The sequence below is a fragment of the Deinococcus aetherius genome, from assembly GCF_025997855.1.
GTDB classification, from domain to species: domain Bacteria; phylum Deinococcota; class Deinococci; order Deinococcales; family Deinococcaceae; genus Deinococcus; species Deinococcus aetherius.
The window spans coordinates 584,619-600,151 of sequence record NZ_AP026560.1 but is presented as its reverse complement, the minus strand read 5'-3'; the positions used below and the strand labels follow the sequence as shown (position 1 = coordinate 600,151).

The following is a 15,533-nucleotide window of genomic DNA, read 5'->3' as shown; positions in this document are numbered from 1 at the left end:
CTGGCGACTGGCGACCCCACACGGGTCATGCGGCGGCAACGCCGTCCCCTCACCCCTGTGCCACCATGCCCGCATGGGTGAGGTTCACACGGAGGTCTTCCTGCTCGTGGCGGGCGTGCTGCTCCTCGCCAGCCTGATCGTGAGTCGGCTGGGGGGACGGCTGGGCATCCCCGGGCTGCTGCTCTTCCTGGGCGTGGGGATGCTCGCCGGGTCGGACGGGCTGGGCATCCAGTTCTACGACTACCGGCTGGCGCAGGTGCTGGGCACGGTCGCGCTGTGCTTCATCCTCTTTCAGGGCGGGCTCGACACGAACTGGCGGCTTGTGCGGCCCGTGGTCAGGCGCGGCCTGAGTCTGGCGACCCTGGGCGTCCTCCTCACGGCGGGCGTCATGGCCGCGTTCGCCCACTTCGCCTTCGGCTTTCCGTGGCTCAGCGCGTGGCTTCTCGGGGCCATCGTGAGCAGCACGGACGCCTCGGCGGTCTTCAGCGTCCTCAAGGAGCGCAACCTGGGCCTGAAGGGCGACATCGACCCGCTGCTGGAGTTCGAGTCGGGCGTGAACGACCCGATGGCCGTTTTCCTGACCATCGGGATCATTGAGCTGATCGCCTCGCCCGGGGCGGGCGTCCTCGATATCGTGCCCCTCTTCCTGCGGCAGATGGTCCTGGGCGCCCTGCTCGGCGTGGTCCTCGGGCGGGCGGCGCTGTGGGTGCTCAACCGCCTTCTGCTCCAGTTCGAGGGGCTGTACTCGGTCCTCAGCTTGGCCCTCGCGCTGACGATCTTCAGCGGGGCGGCAGTGGTTGGTGGCAGCGGCTTTCTCGCCGTCTACATCGCGGGCGTGATCCTGGGCAACAGCGACTTCATCCACAAGCGCAGCCTGATCTCCTTCCACGACGGGCTGGCGTGGCTGATGCAGGTGGCGATGTTCCTCACGCTGGGGCTCCTCGTCAACCCGCGCGAGCTGCTGCCCACCGCCGGGCTCGCGCTCGCGTGCGCCCTCGTGCTCGTGTTCGTGGCGCGGCCGGTCAGCGTGTACCTGAGCCTCGCGCGGGCGCGGATGCCGCTGAACGAGAAGACGATGGTCGCGTGGGTGGGGCTGCGGGGCGCGGTGCCCATCGTGCTCGCCACCTTTCCGCTCCTCGCCGGGGTGCCGCAGGCGCAGACCTTATTTAACATCGTCTTCTTCATCGTGCTGACGAGCGTGCTGCTCCAGGGCACCACCCTCACCCTCGTCGCCCGCTGGCTCGGCGTGCGCGAGACGTTGCCCGCCAGGGCGGCCTACCCGATCACCTACACGCCGACCGGCCACAACAAGAACGAGATGGTCGAGGTCGAGGTGCGGGCGGGCAGCGACGCCGACGGCGCCCGCATCGTGGACCTGCACCTGCCGCCGGGGGCCCTGGTCATCCTGATCCACCGCGCCGGGGAGTTCCTGATCCCCAAGGGGGCGACCGAGTTGCTCGCCGGGGACAGCGTGCTCGTGCTCGCCGGGGAGGCGGAGTTGCGGGAGGTGCGGGGGAGGCTGGGAGAGGGGGCGCGGGAAGCGGCGCGCGGCGCGCGGTAGGAACCTCTCTTGCCCACGTCCCCATTGCGGAGACAAGCCCCCGATCCCCCTCACCCCGCAGTGTTACCGTACCCCCATGACGAGCACCGCCGAGAAACCCGCCCTCGCCGTCCGCGACACGGCGGCCCAAGATCCGGCACTTTTCGACCTGATCGCACAGGAGGCTGAGCGCCAGCGCGTGGGGCTGGAGCTGATCGCCTCCGAGAATTTCACCTCCGCCGCCGTGCGCGAGGCGCAGGGGAGCGTGCTGACGAACAAGTACGCGGAAGGGTATCCCGGCAAGCGCTGGTACGGCGGCTGCGAGGTCGTCGATCAGGTGGAGCGCCTCGCCATCGAGCGGGTGAAGGAGCTGTTCGGCGCCGAGTGGGCGAACGTGCAGCCGCACTCGGGAAGCAGCGCGAACCTCGCCGTGTACAACGCATTGATCGAGCCGGGGGACACGGTGCTCGGCATGGACCTCTCGCACGGGGGGCACCTGACGCACGGCAACCCGGTGAACTTCTCGGGGCTGCGGTACCGGATCGTCGGGTACAGGGTGAACCCGGACACGGAACTCCTCGATATGGAGGAGGTGCGCCGCCTCGCCCACGAGCACAAACCGAAGATGATCATCGCCGGGGCGAGCGCGTACAGCCGGATCATCGACTTCGCGGCGTTCCGGGAGGTTGCGGATGAGGTGGGCGCCATCCTGTTCGCGGACATCGCGCACATCGCCGGACTCATCGCGGCGGGGCTGCACCCGGGCGCGCTGCCGCACGCGCACGTGGTCGCCTCCACGACGCACAAGACGCTGCGGGGGCCGCGCGGCGGGATCATCCTGAGCAACGACGTGGAGCTGGGCGCGAAGATCGACCGGGCCGTCTTTCCCGGCTATCAGGGCGGGCCGCTGGAGCACGTCATCGCCGCGAAGGCGGTCGCGTTCGGCGAGGCGTTGCGGCCCGAGTTCAGGGACTACTGCGCGCAGATCATCAAGAACGCGCAGGCGCTGGCGAGGGCGTTCCAGGACCGGGGCTACCGGGTCGTCTCGGGAGGCACCGACAACCACCTCTTCGTGCTCGACATCCGGCCGCAGGGGCTCAACGGCACCAAGGCGACGAAGCGGCTGGACGCCAACGCCATCACCATCTCCAAGTCCACCCTGCCGTACGACACGGAAAAGATTCTCCACGGGGGCGGCATCCGCCTCGGCACGCCCGCCGTGACGACGCGCGGGATGGTGGAGGCGGACATGGAGACCATCGCGGGCCTGATCGACCGGGCCCTGGGGGGCGAGGACGTGAGGGCGGAGGTCCACGCCTTCGCGGGGGGCTTCCCGCTGCCCTGAGGGAGGCCGCCCTGCTGACCTCCCGGCGGTGGCCGCACGGGGGGCAGGGTGTCTGCGTCAGCCATGCGGCCCGGGCGAACTTGCAAGGCTGCGGAGCAGGGCGAGAACCCGTGATGGAAGCGGCCTCCGTTACGTTGGTGGGGCGTTGTTTCTCCCGTCAACCGAACGGAGCACGGCGATCACAGCCTGTCGAGTACGCTGGAGTATGGCGGGCTCCTTTCCACCCCGGACGGTGACGGCTCCCGGCTCAGGGCAGGCGACCTCGGTGGCCGACCTGACCCTGGGGCTCACACGCATGGGGCTGATGGCCCCCGATCTGGGGAGCGCGATGCGGCCCGCCCTCGACGCGCTCGTGGAGCGCACCGCCGCCGTGGGGGCGGGGTACTTCCAACTGCGGGAGGGAAGTCTGACCTTCCACGCCCGCGCGGCGAGCGGCGAGATGCCCCAGGGGCCGATGATGGAGGCCCTGCTCGCCCACGGGCTGCCCGCCGAACTGCCGCTGCTGCGGGCACTCACGGGGACTCCGGGGGCGCTGTTCTTCGCGGATACCCGGGATCACGTCGAGGCGGCGGGTTTTCCTGACCTCGGGGTGCTCGCCCTGACCGCCGCGCCCATCCACGACGGGGGCGGGCGGCTGGTGGGGGCGCTGCTCTCGCACGCCTTCACCTCGCACGAGTGGACGGAGGAGGAGCGGGCCCTCTTCGCGGGCGTGACCGGGCTGCTGTCCCTCGTCGCGGCCCGGCTCGACGCCGAGGAGCGCGAGCAGGCCGCGCACGAGGGGGCCCTGCGGGTCCTGGGCCTGACCTTGGAGGCCCGCGACGCCGAAACCCAGGGCCACACCGACCGGGTGACGGCCCTCGCCGTGCGGCTGGGCGCGGCGCTGGGGCTCAGGGGGGCGGAGTTGCGCGCCCTGCGATGGGGGGCGTACCTCCACGACCTCGGCAAGATCAGTCTTCCGGACGCGATCTTGCACCACCCGGGGCGGCTGGACCCCCCCTCCCGCGCCCGGATGGAGGAGCATGTGCTCGACGGGGCGCGGCTGGTGGGGCAACTGCCCTTCCTGCCGCAGGGGGCGCTCGACGTGATCCTGAGCCACCACGAGTGGTGGAACGGGCAGGGCTACCCGCACGGCCTAGCAGGCGAGGCGATCCCCCTGGGCGCCCGCATCTTCGCCCCCTGCGACGTGTACGACGCCCTGGTGAGCGAGCGGCCCTACAAGCGGGCCTGGACCCACGCGGAGGCGGTGGACTACCTGGCGGCGGGAAGCGGCACCCAGTTCGACCCGGCGGTGGTGGCGGCCCTGCTGCAGCTGGCGGGGGACGGGCCGGGACAACCCGCGTGACCGTCTGGCTGGGCCTCACCGATCAGTCGTCGGCCCCCTCCTGAAAGAGGGAGGGGAGTCCCGGCACGGCACGCCCCACCCCGGAATGGTTGGCGTACGTTTCCCAAGTCGGCGCGTAAGTTTCGTCGGCCTGGTTGCCCCAAACCGTCCAACCGGGCCGTGCGCCGCGCGCGAACAGTTCGAGATAGGGACCGGGACTGCAAGCCTCGATCAGCCTGTACTGCTCGTCGGGTTTGCGGGAGTGCTCGCGCTTCTGCGTCTTGAGGATATTGACCTGGCGGCGCCCGGGCGCGAGGGTGCGGGCATTCGGGCCGCGTACCCCGAACAGGATGATCTCGGTCGTGTTCCGGAAATAAAAACCCACGCCCCGCCCGTCCGGCTCGCCGTCCCTGCGGACCTTGTGCCAGATCAGGTTGGTCTTGTACGTAAAGCCCCAGGCGCTGAGCACCGCCAGACCCTCGGGCAGCAGGGCGTTCGGCACCCAGAGGTAGAGGTGGGCGGTGGGCGCGGCGACCTCGGCCACGGGAATGGCCTTGATGGCCTCCAGATCGAGCGTCGGGTAACGGCTCAGCCGGTGGTGCTCGGGGGCGACCTTGCCGGTGCGGTTGGTGAATTGCCACGGCGGGTCGGCAAGGATGGTGGCGAACTGGCCCCGCACGTCCCGGCGGAAGTCGTCGGCGGGGGTTGGCGGGGCCTCATTCACGGCAGCTTCACCGGCCATCAGCAGTCCTCCCGGTAGACCCGCTCACTGATCCCGATCACCAGGACCGGACAGCCCGCGCCGCTGCCTCCCTCGATGCGGGGCAGCAGTTTGCCCATGTGGGTGGTGCTCATGCCGTAGCTGCTTCCCCGACCCAGTCGGTTGAAGATGTCTTGCAGGTGATCACAGCGGGTGATGATCACCCCCACGCTGATCGCCCGCAGGTCGAACAGCAGGCGGAAGTTGTTGAGGTCGCGGTCGAAGAAGGAGTCTTTGTTGTTCCACTCGACTTCGAGCGCCACCCGGTTCTTGAAACAGTCAACCTTGTGGGTGGGGCTGTCTTTTTGCACGCCGTCCACAGTGACGGCGGTAGCGAACTTCTTCTCCCGCCAGCCGCGCCCCGTCAGGAACCCGTCGATGGCGTCGGCCACCCGGCTCTTGTTGCCGCCCCCGACGTGATCCAGGACTGGCAGAAGCGGAAGTCATTCAACAGGTCGACGATGTCCTGCCACTCCTCGGGGAAGTCCATTGCGAGAATAGCGCAGGCGTGCTTCCACTCGTGCACCTCGTACTTCTCACGCAGGGAAGCGGGGATGAGGTCAAGTGCCACAGGGGATCACTTGTCCAGAGTAGCCTCTGCCTCCCCCGTCAGCGTGAGCAGCGTGACCTCCGGCTCGCAGAGGTTGCGCAGCGGCACGCCGCTCGTGCCCAGGCCACGGCTGACGTAGGCGGGAGTGCCGTGGGCGCCACGCACCCAGCCCATCGCGTAACGCTGCCCGTAGCGGCTGGGCACATGAACGGCGCCGACCAGGGGCAGGCGAATCTGGCCGCCGTGCGTGTGCCCGCACAGGGTCAGACCGACGGGGGCGGGCAGGTCGGGCAGCACGTCCGGGTTGTGGCTGAGCAGGAGGGTCGCGCGGTCCCCTGCCCCGGCGAGGGCCGCCGCCAGGTCGGGGCGGCCCTGCCAGAAGTCGTCCACGCCCCCCAGCCAGAGGTCGTCGCGCAGCGCCCGCCCCGTGTTCAAGAGCAGGGTGACCCCCGCGCGGGCGAACTCGGCCGTCAGGCTGTCCCGCCGCGCCTCCCAGTCGGGGCGGGCGCGGCCTCCCCGGCGCGAATCGCGGCGCCCGAAGGAGTCGTAGTCGTGGTTGCCCCACACGCCGTAGACGCCTAGGGGGGCGCGGAGCCGGGCGAGTTCGGGAAACAGGCCAGCGGGCGAGTCGCCAGAGGGGATGTCGATGAAGTCGCCCCCCAGCAGCACGAGGTCGGGGCGTTCGGCGTTCGCGGCGTCCACCCAGGCGCGCACGCTGCCGGGGCCCACGTACAGCCCGTAATGCAGGTCGGTCAGGAAGGCGACGCGCACCGGCGTGCGCAGGCCGGGCAGGGTGGCCCGCTCGCGGGTCACGCCGAAGGCGTACGCCTGCGCCGCCCCCACCCCGCCGAGGGCGCCCAGCGCCGCGCCGCCGCCCAGCAGGCCGCGCAGCACCCGGCGGCGGGTGACGGGAGCGGAGTTGGGGCGGGTCATGGGCACCAGGATAGGGCAGGGGAGCGACCCGGCCGGGGGCCCGGGCTGAGCAGGTCGCTCCGGGAGGACGGGGCGCTCATGGGGAGGGGCGGCGTCACACCCCCATCCCAGCAGACGCGCGGGCGGCGGGCATCCCCCCAAAGGGGGAGGCGGGCCGTGCGCATCCGGGTAGACTAGCGGGTATGACGTGGGCGGGTGAGGTGCTGGTGGTGGACGTGCTCGACGAGGACACGGGCCTGGCGGACGTGGAGGACACGCGGGGCCGCACGTTCCAGCTTCCGGCGGAGTGGTTGCCGGGGGCGCGGGACGGGGCGGCCTACCGGGTGACCGTGACCGGGCAGGGCGTGGAGTTCAGCCCAGAACCGGATGGGGCGCGCCTCCTGCGGGAGCGCAGCAAGCAGACCCTCCTCGACTTCAGCGACGCGCCGGATGACGGGGAGAGGGCGTGAACCGGCCCGTCGTCATCATCCCGGACCTGCACGGGCGGGCAGACCTGCTCGCGGCGGCCATCGGGTACGCGGGGGACACGTGGGGACCGGACACGCACTTCCTGAGCCTGGGGGACGCCATCGACCGGGGGCTGCACAGCCAGGGCTGCGCGGAGCTGCTCCTCGAATTGCACCAGCAGGGCCGGGCGACCCTGCTGATGGGGAACCACGAGCGGATGGCCTGGGAGGGAGTCAAGTGGTACCGCCGCTTTCGGGAGACGGGCGACCCCCAGGATTACCGCCGTGCCCTGGAGGGCTTTCGCTGGTGGATGGGCAACGGCGGCGAGAGCGTGCGGCGCGAACTCGGCGGGCTGACCCTGGAACGCTTCCCCGCCCCCCTCGCCGAGTACCTGGACTCGCTGCGGCGGGTGGTGTACGTCACCGCGAGCGGCGAGGTCGAGGGCCAGCCGCCCGCCGGGCTGAGCGTGCTGGTGGCGCACGCGAGCCCGCCCGTCGCGCACCGCCAGTACCCCAACCCCGAGGCGGCGGCGCTGTGGCTGCGGCCCTTCGACGGTCCCTTCCCGCTGCCCCCCGGCGTGACCTACAGCGTGCACGGGCACACACCCGTCCAGTCCCCGGTGCAGGTGGACCGGCACGTGTACCTCGACCTGGGGGCCTACGAGACGGGACGGCTCGCCCTGCTCCCGGTGAACGTGCTCTCCCCCCCGCCCGTGACGATCCTGTATGGTCCGGGGGACCCCGGGGCGGCGCGGCGGTACGCGGCCTTCGGGGAGGCGCTGCCCACCCGGCCCGTGCCCCTGCCCGCCGCCTACTGAGCGCCCCCGACCGGGCGCCGTCTGGAGGGAAAGAGACATGACGAAACGCAGCCCCACCGCCGCCCGGCTGGAGGAAGTCTGGCCCGCTCTCAAGGCCGGGGACCCGGGGGCCGTCCACGCCGCCCGCAAGCTCACCCGCCGCGCCCAGGCCGAGCTCCGCGTGGCGGGGGCGGGCGGCAAGGTCAGGCGCGCGTGGCGGGACCTGCGCCGCGCCGCCGCCCCGCTGCGCGACCACGACGTCGCCGGGAGCCACCTGCGTGCGGCGCTCGTGGGGCTGGGCGCCCCCCCTCCCCTCCTCGACCGCTTCGACGCGGAGTGGTCCGCCCGGCGCGCCGGCCTCCTGGCGGGGACCGAGTGGCCGCAGAGGCCGCCCTCCTACGACCTCAAGGGGGGCTGGAAGGGCCGAGCCCGCAAGCTCGCCGCCGGGGACGTGGACGACCTGATCCGGGAGGGGGAGGCCGCGCTCGCCTCCGAGGACACGGCGGTCTGGCACGAGTGGCGCAAGAACCTCAAGAGATACCGCTACACCCTCGACCTCCTCGGCGACGTGCCCACGCCGCTGACCGACGTGCTCGACGCGCTGGGGCGCCTCCAGGACACGGAAGTGACCACCACCCTGCTGCGGGACGACCCGGCCCTGGTGGGGCTCCTGGGTGAATTCCGCGACCAGCTCCTCGTCCGCGAGGCGGCGGCGGGCAAGGCGGCGCGGGCGTGGGTGCGCACCCTCTTCCCGGCCTTCGCGGGGGCCCTGCGCGCGGCGGGCGGGAAGGACAAGGCCGGGGAGAAGGAAGGGCGGGTCAGGCCGGGCGGCGAGCCCGCCTCCGCCCAGGCGTAACACCCCGCCCCCTTACGGCAGGAGGTGGGAATCAGCGCGGCGGGAGGTCGGCCAGCCGCGCCTCCGCCTGTGCGAGGGCCTCCGGGGTGTCCACGTCGAGGAGGTGCGCGGCGGGGAAGGTGAGGGTAAGGGCCCCCGCCCGGTGGGCCCGAAGCAGGGCGCGCGGGCCGTGGTCGGCGTCGGGGAGGTCGGGAAGGTCGCGCAGAAGGTCGGCGCGCAGGAGGTGCGGCGGGGCCCCGACCGCCTCTTCCCCGGGGTCCCCGTAGCGGGCCAGCACGGCGGGGGCGCCCGTCTCCCGGAAGGTCCGCACGAGGGCGGCGTGCACCCCCGGGGTGACGAGCGGCATATCCCCCAGCACGAAGTTCGCCCCGGCGATTCCAGGGGGCAGGGCCTGCGCCGCGACCCGGAAGGAACTCGCCAGCCCCCGCGCCGGGTCGGGGTTCTCCACGAAGGCGAAGGGCAGGTCGGCGAGCGCCGCGCGGACGCCCTCCCCCACCTCGCCCGGGGGCAGCACGGCGAGCAGGCCGTCGTGCCCGCCCTCCGCCAGCGACAGCGCCGCGTGGCGCACCAGGGGCACCCCGCGCAGGGGCAGGAGTTGCTTGGGACGGCCCATCCGGGTGCTGCGGCCCGCCGCGAGCAGGACGCCCCAGACGGGCGGGGGAGGTGAGAACTCGGGCACCCGGCGAGTCTAGCCTTCCCGCGTTCCTCTTCCGGTAACGCTCCCCCGCCCGCTACGAATCGGGCACAATGAGAGACGTTCGACAATCTGGCCGGGTCTTCCCGGTGGTCCGGCACGGTCCTCATTCAGGCGCAGCCCGAGGTGACCCATGAAACTCAATTACAGCGGTCAGGAGCAGGTGCAGGCCCCCCCGGCGGCGGTGTGGGCCTTCGTGCAGGACCCCGAGCGGGTGGCGCGCTGCCTGCCCGACGTGCAGGAGGTCGTCGTCCACGACCAGACCCACATGGACGCGACCGTGCAGGTCGGCGTGGGGATGGTGCGCGGCAAGTTCAAGTTCAAGATCGAGGTGCTTCCCGACGAGGCGGCCAACCGCGTGAACGTGAAGGTGCAGGGCGGCGGCCTGGGCAGCGTGGTGGATCTGACGGCGGGAGCGAACATCGTGGACAACGGCAACGGCACGACCACCCTCGATTGGACGGGCGACGCGACCATGCGCGGCCCGGTCGCCACGGTGGGCGGGCGCGTCCTCGACGCCCAGGCGCAGAAGCTCATCCAGAAGACCTTCCAGAACATGAGTGCGCAGGTGGGCGAGCAGTCGGGCACCCTGGCCTGAGCCGGGCGGAAAGACGCCGCTCCCCCATCCCGGAGGAGCGGCGCCGTTTCTGGGCGGCTCAGGATGTGGAGGCGGGCGTCGGCTCGGCCTCGGGAACTGGACGCACCCGGAGCACCCCGGCGACGAATCCGGCCACGCTCGCCGCGACGACGAAGAGCCACAGCAGCCGGGCGGGGGTGGGGTCGAGCAGCGCGCCGAGCCACACCGCGCCCAGCGACACGGCGGCGTGGGCGAGGACGGGGGTCAGGGGCAGGCGGCGGGCGGGGTGCAGGGTCGCGGCGCGGGCGCCGAAGTGGAGGCCCGAGGCGACCACCATCAGCACGCAGAGCAGAAAGGGCACGGTCATGGCCCCAAGGGTAGGCGGCGGGCTGTCACGCGTCCCTCACCCGCGCCAGGATGGACGGAAGGTGAAGGGCTGGGCGATCCTTGAGTGCCAGGGCACGCCGCTCCACGAGGTGCCAGGAGGTGTAAGCCAGCACTACGGTCATTGGGACGCTGATGAGCAGGTTGGAGGCGGGCGTGAGGCCGCAGCCGAGGGACACGACCACCTGCTGAACCAACATCCCCCACAGGTAGATGCCGTAGCTGGGATCGCCCCAGCGTCCCCAGCCTGCCAGACGCCAACCCCGTCCCAGGTGGAGCAGGGCGTACAGCCCGGCGGTGCTGGCGAGCGGGCGCAATCCCGTCCCAGCAGTCCCCGCGACGACCAGCAGGAGCGCCGCGAGGGCGAGGTCGCGCCGCCACGGCACTCGGGTCCGCCAGGCGTGCAGCGCCGCACCAGTCGCAAAGGCGAGGGGGAGATAGAGCCACGGTTGCCCCTGTGCCCCCGGTACCCGCCAGACGATCAGGGCGAGGGCCAGGGCCAGGGCCGTGACGCTCTCCCGGGTGAGCAGCCGTGCAGCGCCCAGAGCCAGCACTGCGGTATAGCACCCCACCTCGTACTCCAGCGTCCAAAGCGGCCCGTCGACTACGCGGGGCAGCGGATTGGTCTCGAACATCCCCGGCAGGAACCGCTGGCCCCCGGGGGGCTGATGCAGGAACAGGTTCTGCGCGTACGCCCATGTCTGCGCGCCCGTCCAGTACCCGGGGTCCGTGCTCAACACCGGGCCGACCAGGACCACGGTCGCGGCCACAACCGTGATCAGGGCGGGCCAGATGCGCAGGGCCCGGGCCCGGGCGAACGCCACCACGTCCGGTCGGCGCTCCCACGACCCCATGACCAGGTAACCGCTCATCCCGAAGAACGCCGTGACGGCGAGCGCCCCGAGCGTCATCTGCCCATCCGAGAGTCGGTACAGTGGGTCCGTGTCGATGCCGCCGCTCGTCACCTGCCAGGCGTGGGAGACCATCACAGCCAGAGCGGCAAGGATACGCAGGGCGTCGAAGCTGTTGAGTCTCACCGGATCAGGGTCACCTGTCCGACCTGACCTTTTTCTTTCTCTCCTTACCGCACGTCGCCCCCCAACAAGCGAGGATAGAGCCATGAGTGACCGCCCCGAGCCGAGCCCCACCGCCCCCGTCCCCGCGCCGATTGATCTGCGCACCGCCTTCCGGGAGCGGGGATACGTGGCGGGGGACGCGCTGGTGACGGCGCTGCGGCTCGTCGTGGCGCTGGGCAAGCCCCTGCTGCTGGAGGGCCCGGCGGGGGTGGGCAAGACCGAGGCGGCGAAGACGCTGGCGGGGGCGCTGGGCGCCCGGCTGATCCGCCTCCAGTGTTACGAGGGGCTGGACGCGCAGGCCGCCCTCTACGAGTGGAACTACGCCCGTCAACTCCTGCACCTGCGCGCGGCGGAGGCGGGCGGGCGCCCGGTGACCGACGCCGAACTCTACGGCCCCGAGTTCCTGATGCGCCGCCCCCTGCTGGAGGCGATCAGCCAGCCCACCCCGCCCGTCCTGCTGATCGACGAGGTGGACCGCGCCGACGACGCCTTCGAGGCCTTCCTCCTCGAACTCCTCGCGGAGTGGCAGGTCACGGTGCCGGAGCTGGGGACGATCACCGCGACCGCCCGCCCCCACGTGATCCTGACGAGCAACCGCGCCCGGGAACTCAGCGACGCCCTGCGCCGCCGCTGCCTGTACCTGTGGGTGGACTACCCCAGCCGGGCGCAGGAGCTGGAGATCGTCAAGGCCCGGCTTCCCGGCATCAGCGAATCTCTCGCCGCCCAGGTCACGCGCGCCGTCCACACCCTGCGCGAGCTGCCGCTGGGCAAGCCGCCGGGGGTGGCGGAGACGCTCGACTGGGCCGCCGCGCTCGTCGCCCTGCACCGCGACCACCTCGACGAGGGGGCGTTGCACGTCACCCTGGGGGCCGTCCTCAAGCTGCGCGAGGACCAGGCCCTCGCCCGCGCGACCCTGGAACGGCTGGCGAGAGGCTGAGGGTGGGGACGAGCCTGGACGCGCCTCCCCACCTCCTCCCCGCTGACCTCCCGGCGCGGGTCGTGGCCTTCGCGGCGCGGCTCCGGGCGGCGCACGGCTTCCTGATCGGGCCCGGCGAGGTGACGGACGCCCTGCGGGCCCTCGGCGCGGTGGACGTGCTGCGCCTGCGCGAGGTGCGCGACGCGCTGCGGCTGGTCTTCACCGCCAGCCCGGCCCAGGCGCCCGTCTTCGACGCCGAGTTCGACGCCTTCTTCCGGCCCCGCACCGGGCCGCCCCCGCCCGAGTTGCCGCCTCTCCTGCCGCAGACGGAGGCGCCGCCCCCCCCTCCCCAGCGGGTTCAGGGGGAGGCGGGGGAGCCGCGCCCGGTGCCCGGCGAGTCGCGGGCCGAGGACTCGCTGGAGGCGGGGGAGGTTCAGGCCCTCCAGGGCCGCACCCCCCCGCGCGAGACGGAGGGCGAGCCGGACGACCCGGCAGACCCGCCCCGGCTGCTCCAGGCCCGGCTCAGCCCCCACGCGGGGGAGGGGGGCCGGGTGGAGGCGGGGGGCGACGATCTGCCGGAACTGCTGCGGGCGGCGGGGGCCCTCGTGCGGGCGGTGGAGCTGGGGCGGGCCCAGCGGCGGGTCCCCATGTCGCGGGGAACGCGGCTCGACCTGCGGCGGACCCTGCGGGGCTCGGCCAAGACGGCGGGCGACCCGGCGCGGCTGCGCTGGCTGGGCCGCCCGCGCCGCGCGCCCCGCTTCCTAATCGTGCTGGACGGCAGCCGCAGCATGGGCCGGAACGCCACGCTGCTGCTGCGCTTCGCCCACGCGCTGCACCTGCGGGCGCGGCGGGTGGAGGTCTACGCCTTCAGCACGGCACTGACCCGCCTGACTCCCACCCTGCGCGGCGCTCCCCCCGGCGAGGCGCTGCACCTCCCCGACCTCGGCGACGCCTGGGGGGGCGGCACCCGCATCGGGGAGAACCTGCTGCGGCTGGCCCGCGACGAACGGGCGCGCGTGACCCGCGACACTATCGTGCTCATCCTCAGCGACGGCCTCGACACCGGGGAGCCGGAGGATCTGACCCGCGCCCTGCGGGACCTCGGGCACCGGGCGGGCCTGCTCGCCTGGCTCTCGCCGCTCGCCGCCACGCCCGGGTATCAACCCGTGCAGCGCGCGGTGCAGGCCGCCCTGCCGCACCTCGACGCTTTCCTGCCCGCCGGGGGGGTGGCCGACCTGCACGCGTTGGCCCGGGCGTTGCGGGGGCGGTGGTAGGGGGAGGGGGACGCGGTAGGCAAGGCCCGCACCCCATCCTGAGAAGCTGAGGCGCCGTTTCCCGGAGGTTAGCGCCCTCTTCGCCACACCCTCCACGAGAGCACAGCGAAGACGGGGGCGCCGAGGATCAGAATCGACAGCGGGTAGACCACAAAGGCGGGACCCCCCAAGCCGGACGGAAGATACAGCAGGCCGGTCACGATCAGGAGTCCCAGAGCACACCACGTTCCCGCCACCACGCCCGACGAATGGCCCGCCCGCTCTAACCCGAGGAGCGACAGGAAGGCTAGCAAGAAGGGAGTGACCGTGAGCGCCAGGACGAGGGCGTTCTTTCCCTCCCGCCAGAAGAGCCAGCCGCTCTGGCGGACGAGCGCGGACAGGGCCGTCATCAGCGCCGCGAGGAGCAAGGCTCGGCCCAGTCGCCCGGCTCCCCGGTCCACCTCAGAACCAGCGCCGCTTGGCCGCCGTCCGCTTGCCCAGCCGCCGCTCCGCCTGGCCGAGCAGGAAGTCGAGGGCGCGGTCGCGCTTGCGCAGCTTGGTGTACTTGCCGCGCTTGGCCTTCTGGTTGCGCCGCATCAGGCCGATGAGTTCGAGAGCGATGGGGGCGTAGACCATCCACTTGCTGACCTTGCCGCCGCCACGGGCACGAGTCGTCTTCATGGCTTCCATTACGACGCCCGAAGAGGAAAAGTTGCTGAGGGAAGGCCGAGACGGGTTCACCGTTCTCCAGGGTCCGGGAGAGGACGGCTCCGCGCGGCGCGGAGGGTTTCGGCGGCGGCCTGCTCGCGGGGGTCCGTCATGGGCCAGAGTGTGCCCCGTTCGGGCACCGGGGACAGTCGGGCGGGCGGCGGATAGCCGGGCGGGCCGCGCCCTACACTGGGGCATGACCCAAACCGTGGACCCGGTCGCCTCCCTGCGCGAACAGCTCGTGGCCTGGCGGCGCCACCTGCACATGCACCCCGAGGTCGGCTTTCACGAGCACGAGACGGCGGCTTACATCGAGGCCGAGCTGCGGAAGATGCCCGGGCTGACGGTCTCACGCCCCACCGCGACGAGCGTGCTGGCGGTCCTGAAAGGGGGCAAACCGGGCCGCACGGTCCTCCTGCGCGCCGACATCGACGCCCTGCCGATGGAGGAGGAGAACACCTTTGAGTTCCGCTCGCAGAACCCGGGCGCCATGCACGCCTGCGGCCACGACGGACACACGGCGATCCTGCTGGGCGTCGCGCGCCTGCTGTCGGCGGGCGCGGCGAACGTCCCCGGCGAGGTCCGCATGATCTTCCAGCACGCCGAGGAGATCGGGCCGGGCGGCGCGGAGGAACTCGTCATGGAGACGGCTCTCATGGACGGGGTGGACGTGGTGACGGGGCTGCACCTCAACAGCCAGCTTCCGGTGGGGCTGGTGGCGGTCAAGCCGGGGCCCTTCATGGCCGCGCCCGACACCATCGAGATTCTGATCAGGGGCAAGGGCGGGCACGGGGCGCACCCCGAGCAGGCGGTCGATCCCATCGCGGTGGGGGCGCAGGTCGTCACCAACCTCCAGCATGTGGTGAGCCGCCACGTCGCCGCGCTCGACGCGCTCGTGGTGTCGGTCACGTCCTTCCACAGCGGCACGACGCACAACGTCATCCCCGACACCGCGAACATGATGGGCACGGTGCGGACCTTCGACGAGGAGTTGCGGAACCGGGCGCCGGGGCTGATCGAGCGGGTGATCAAGGGTGTGTGCGAGGCGCACGGGGCGAGTTACGAATTCAAGTACGAGCCCGGCTACCGGCCCGTCATCAACACGGACTGGGTGGCGGAGCGGCTGAGGGAGATCGCGCTGGAGACGGTGGGCGAAGGGCACTACCAGGACGCGAAACCCACGATGGGTGGGGAGGACTTCAGCGCGTACCTCCAGAAAGCACCCGGGGCGTACTTCAACGTCGGAAGCGGCAGCGACGAGGCCGACAGCCGCTGGCCGCACCACCACCCGCGCTTCACCCTCGACGAGGCCAGCCTGGAGACGGGCGTGCGGATGCTGCACGCCGCCGCGCTGCGCCTGACCCTGCCGGAGTAGGG

18 protein-coding genes are annotated in these 15,533 nt (G+C 72.2%); 10 read left to right on the top strand and 8 right to left on the bottom strand.

Annotation, left to right across the window (positions count from 1 at the left end; genetic code table 11):
• The first annotated feature begins 73 nt into the window (after positions 1 to 73).
• The 3 genes from DAETH_RS03180 (at position 74) to DAETH_RS03170 (ending at position 4,227) form a co-directional block, all read left to right on the top strand.
• A complete protein-coding gene (locus DAETH_RS03180; RefSeq protein ID WP_264776486.1) occupies positions 74 to 1,561 on the top strand; it encodes a potassium/proton antiporter in 1,488 nt (495 codons plus the stop codon).
• 76 nt (positions 1,562 to 1,637) lie between these two features.
• Positions 1,638 to 2,885, top strand: a complete 1,248-nt coding sequence (gene glyA / locus DAETH_RS03175; protein WP_264776485.1) for a serine hydroxymethyltransferase — start codon at positions 1,638 to 1,640, stop codon at positions 2,883 to 2,885.
• A gap of 205 nt (positions 2,886 to 3,090) precedes the next feature.
• Positions 3,091 to 4,227 carry an HD-GYP domain-containing protein gene (locus DAETH_RS03170; protein WP_264776484.1) on the top strand — a complete coding sequence of 379 codons (1,137 nt, stop codon included), beginning with the start codon at positions 3,091 to 3,093 and terminating at the stop codon, positions 4,225 to 4,227.
• Between the two features lie 22 nt (positions 4,228 to 4,249).
• Here DAETH_RS03170 and DAETH_RS03165 read toward each other — a convergent pair whose 3' ends face one another.
• The 3 genes from DAETH_RS03165 to DAETH_RS03155 all read right to left on the bottom strand — a co-directional run bounded on the left by DAETH_RS03165 (position 4,250) and on the right by DAETH_RS03155 (position 6,449).
• Positions 4,250 to 4,948: an MT-A70 family methyltransferase gene (locus DAETH_RS03165; RefSeq protein WP_264776483.1), complete on the bottom strand. Its 699-nt coding sequence runs from the start codon at positions 4,946 to 4,948 to the stop codon at positions 4,250 to 4,252.
• Complete coding sequence (locus DAETH_RS03160) at positions 4,948 to 5,391, bottom strand: BglII/BstYI family type II restriction endonuclease (RefSeq protein WP_406585101.1); 444 nt, start codon at positions 5,389 to 5,391, stop codon at positions 4,948 to 4,950. Before DAETH_RS03160 ends, DAETH_RS03165 begins: the two co-directional genes overlap by 1 nt.
• Positions 5,392 to 5,543: 152 nt before the next feature.
• The gene (locus tag DAETH_RS03155) at positions 5,544 to 6,449 is read right to left on the bottom strand and encodes a metallophosphoesterase (protein WP_264776482.1); all 906 of its coding nucleotides are present in this window, start codon (positions 6,447 to 6,449) and stop codon (positions 5,544 to 5,546) included.
• Between the two features lie 182 nt (positions 6,450 to 6,631).
• On the opposite strand from DAETH_RS03155, the gene DAETH_RS03150 reads away from it, so the two are divergent.
• The 3 genes from DAETH_RS03150 to DAETH_RS03140 are packed head-to-tail and all read left to right on the top strand — an operon-like array spanning position 6,632 to position 8,548.
• Positions 6,632 to 6,898, top strand: a complete 267-nt coding sequence (locus DAETH_RS03150; protein ID WP_264776481.1) for a hypothetical protein — start codon at positions 6,632 to 6,634, stop codon at positions 6,896 to 6,898.
• Positions 6,895 to 7,713: a metallophosphoesterase gene (locus tag DAETH_RS03145; protein ID WP_264776480.1), complete on the top strand. Its 819-nt coding sequence runs from the start codon at positions 6,895 to 6,897 to the stop codon at positions 7,711 to 7,713. The genes DAETH_RS03150 and DAETH_RS03145 overlap by 4 nt, the downstream gene beginning before the upstream one ends.
• A 37-nt stretch (positions 7,714 to 7,750) precedes the next feature.
• On the top strand, positions 7,751 to 8,548 hold the full coding sequence (locus DAETH_RS03140; RefSeq protein WP_264776479.1) for a CHAD domain-containing protein: 798 nt from the start codon (positions 7,751 to 7,753) through the stop codon (positions 8,546 to 8,548).
• 31 nt (positions 8,549 to 8,579) lie between these two features.
• On the opposite strand, the gene DAETH_RS03135 is transcribed toward DAETH_RS03140, so the two are convergent.
• Positions 8,580 to 9,227 carry a nucleotidyltransferase family protein gene (locus DAETH_RS03135; protein WP_264776478.1) on the bottom strand — a complete coding sequence of 216 codons (648 nt, stop codon included), beginning with the start codon at positions 9,225 to 9,227 and terminating at the stop codon, positions 8,580 to 8,582.
• Between the two features lie 148 nt (positions 9,228 to 9,375).
• Between DAETH_RS03135 and DAETH_RS03130 the strand changes: the two genes are divergently transcribed.
• Positions 9,376 to 9,840 (top strand): SRPBCC family protein, encoded by a 465-nt coding sequence (locus DAETH_RS03130; protein ID WP_264776477.1) that lies wholly within the window; start codon positions 9,376 to 9,378, stop codon positions 9,838 to 9,840.
• A gap of 58 nt (positions 9,841 to 9,898) precedes the next feature.
• Here the strand turns inward: DAETH_RS03130 and DAETH_RS03125 are convergent, their stop codons facing one another.
• Together DAETH_RS03125 and DAETH_RS03120 are read right to left on the bottom strand one after the other, a co-directional pair.
• Positions 9,899 to 10,186, bottom strand: coding sequence for a hypothetical protein (locus tag DAETH_RS03125; protein ID WP_264776476.1), 288 nt, complete (start codon positions 10,184 to 10,186; stop codon positions 9,899 to 9,901).
• Positions 10,187 to 10,211: 25 nt separating this feature from the next.
• Positions 10,212 to 11,240 (bottom strand): acyltransferase family protein, encoded by a 1,029-nt coding sequence (locus DAETH_RS03120; RefSeq protein ID WP_264776475.1) that lies wholly within the window; start codon positions 11,238 to 11,240, stop codon positions 10,212 to 10,214.
• Positions 11,241 to 11,322: 82 nt separating this feature from the next.
• Between DAETH_RS03120 and DAETH_RS03115 the strand changes: the two genes are divergently transcribed.
• Both DAETH_RS03115 and DAETH_RS03110 read left to right on the top strand, forming a co-directional pair.
• Complete coding sequence (locus DAETH_RS03115; protein WP_264776474.1) at positions 11,323 to 12,216, top strand: AAA family ATPase; 894 nt, start codon at positions 11,323 to 11,325, stop codon at positions 12,214 to 12,216.
• 2 nt (positions 12,217 to 12,218) lie between these two features.
• A complete protein-coding gene (locus DAETH_RS03110; protein ID WP_264776473.1) occupies positions 12,219 to 13,469 on the top strand; it encodes a vWA domain-containing protein in 1,251 nt (416 codons plus the stop codon).
• 68 nt (positions 13,470 to 13,537) lie between these two features.
• On the opposite strand, the gene DAETH_RS03105 is transcribed toward DAETH_RS03110, so the two are convergent.
• On the bottom strand, positions 13,538 to 13,858 hold the full coding sequence (locus tag DAETH_RS03105; RefSeq protein WP_264776472.1) for a hypothetical protein: 321 nt from the start codon (positions 13,856 to 13,858) through the stop codon (positions 13,538 to 13,540).
• 52 nt (positions 13,859 to 13,910) lie between these two features.
• On the bottom strand, positions 13,911 to 14,129 hold the full coding sequence (locus tag DAETH_RS03100) for a hypothetical protein (RefSeq protein ID WP_264776471.1): 219 nt from the start codon (positions 14,127 to 14,129) through the stop codon (positions 13,911 to 13,913).
• A gap of 223 nt (positions 14,130 to 14,352) precedes the next feature.
• Here DAETH_RS03100 and DAETH_RS03095 point away from each other — a divergent pair, with 223 nt between their 5' ends.
• Positions 14,353 to 15,531, top strand: coding sequence for a M20 family metallopeptidase (locus DAETH_RS03095; RefSeq protein WP_264776470.1), 1,179 nt, complete (start codon positions 14,353 to 14,355; stop codon positions 15,529 to 15,531).
• Positions 15,532 to 15,533: the final 2 nt, after the last annotated feature.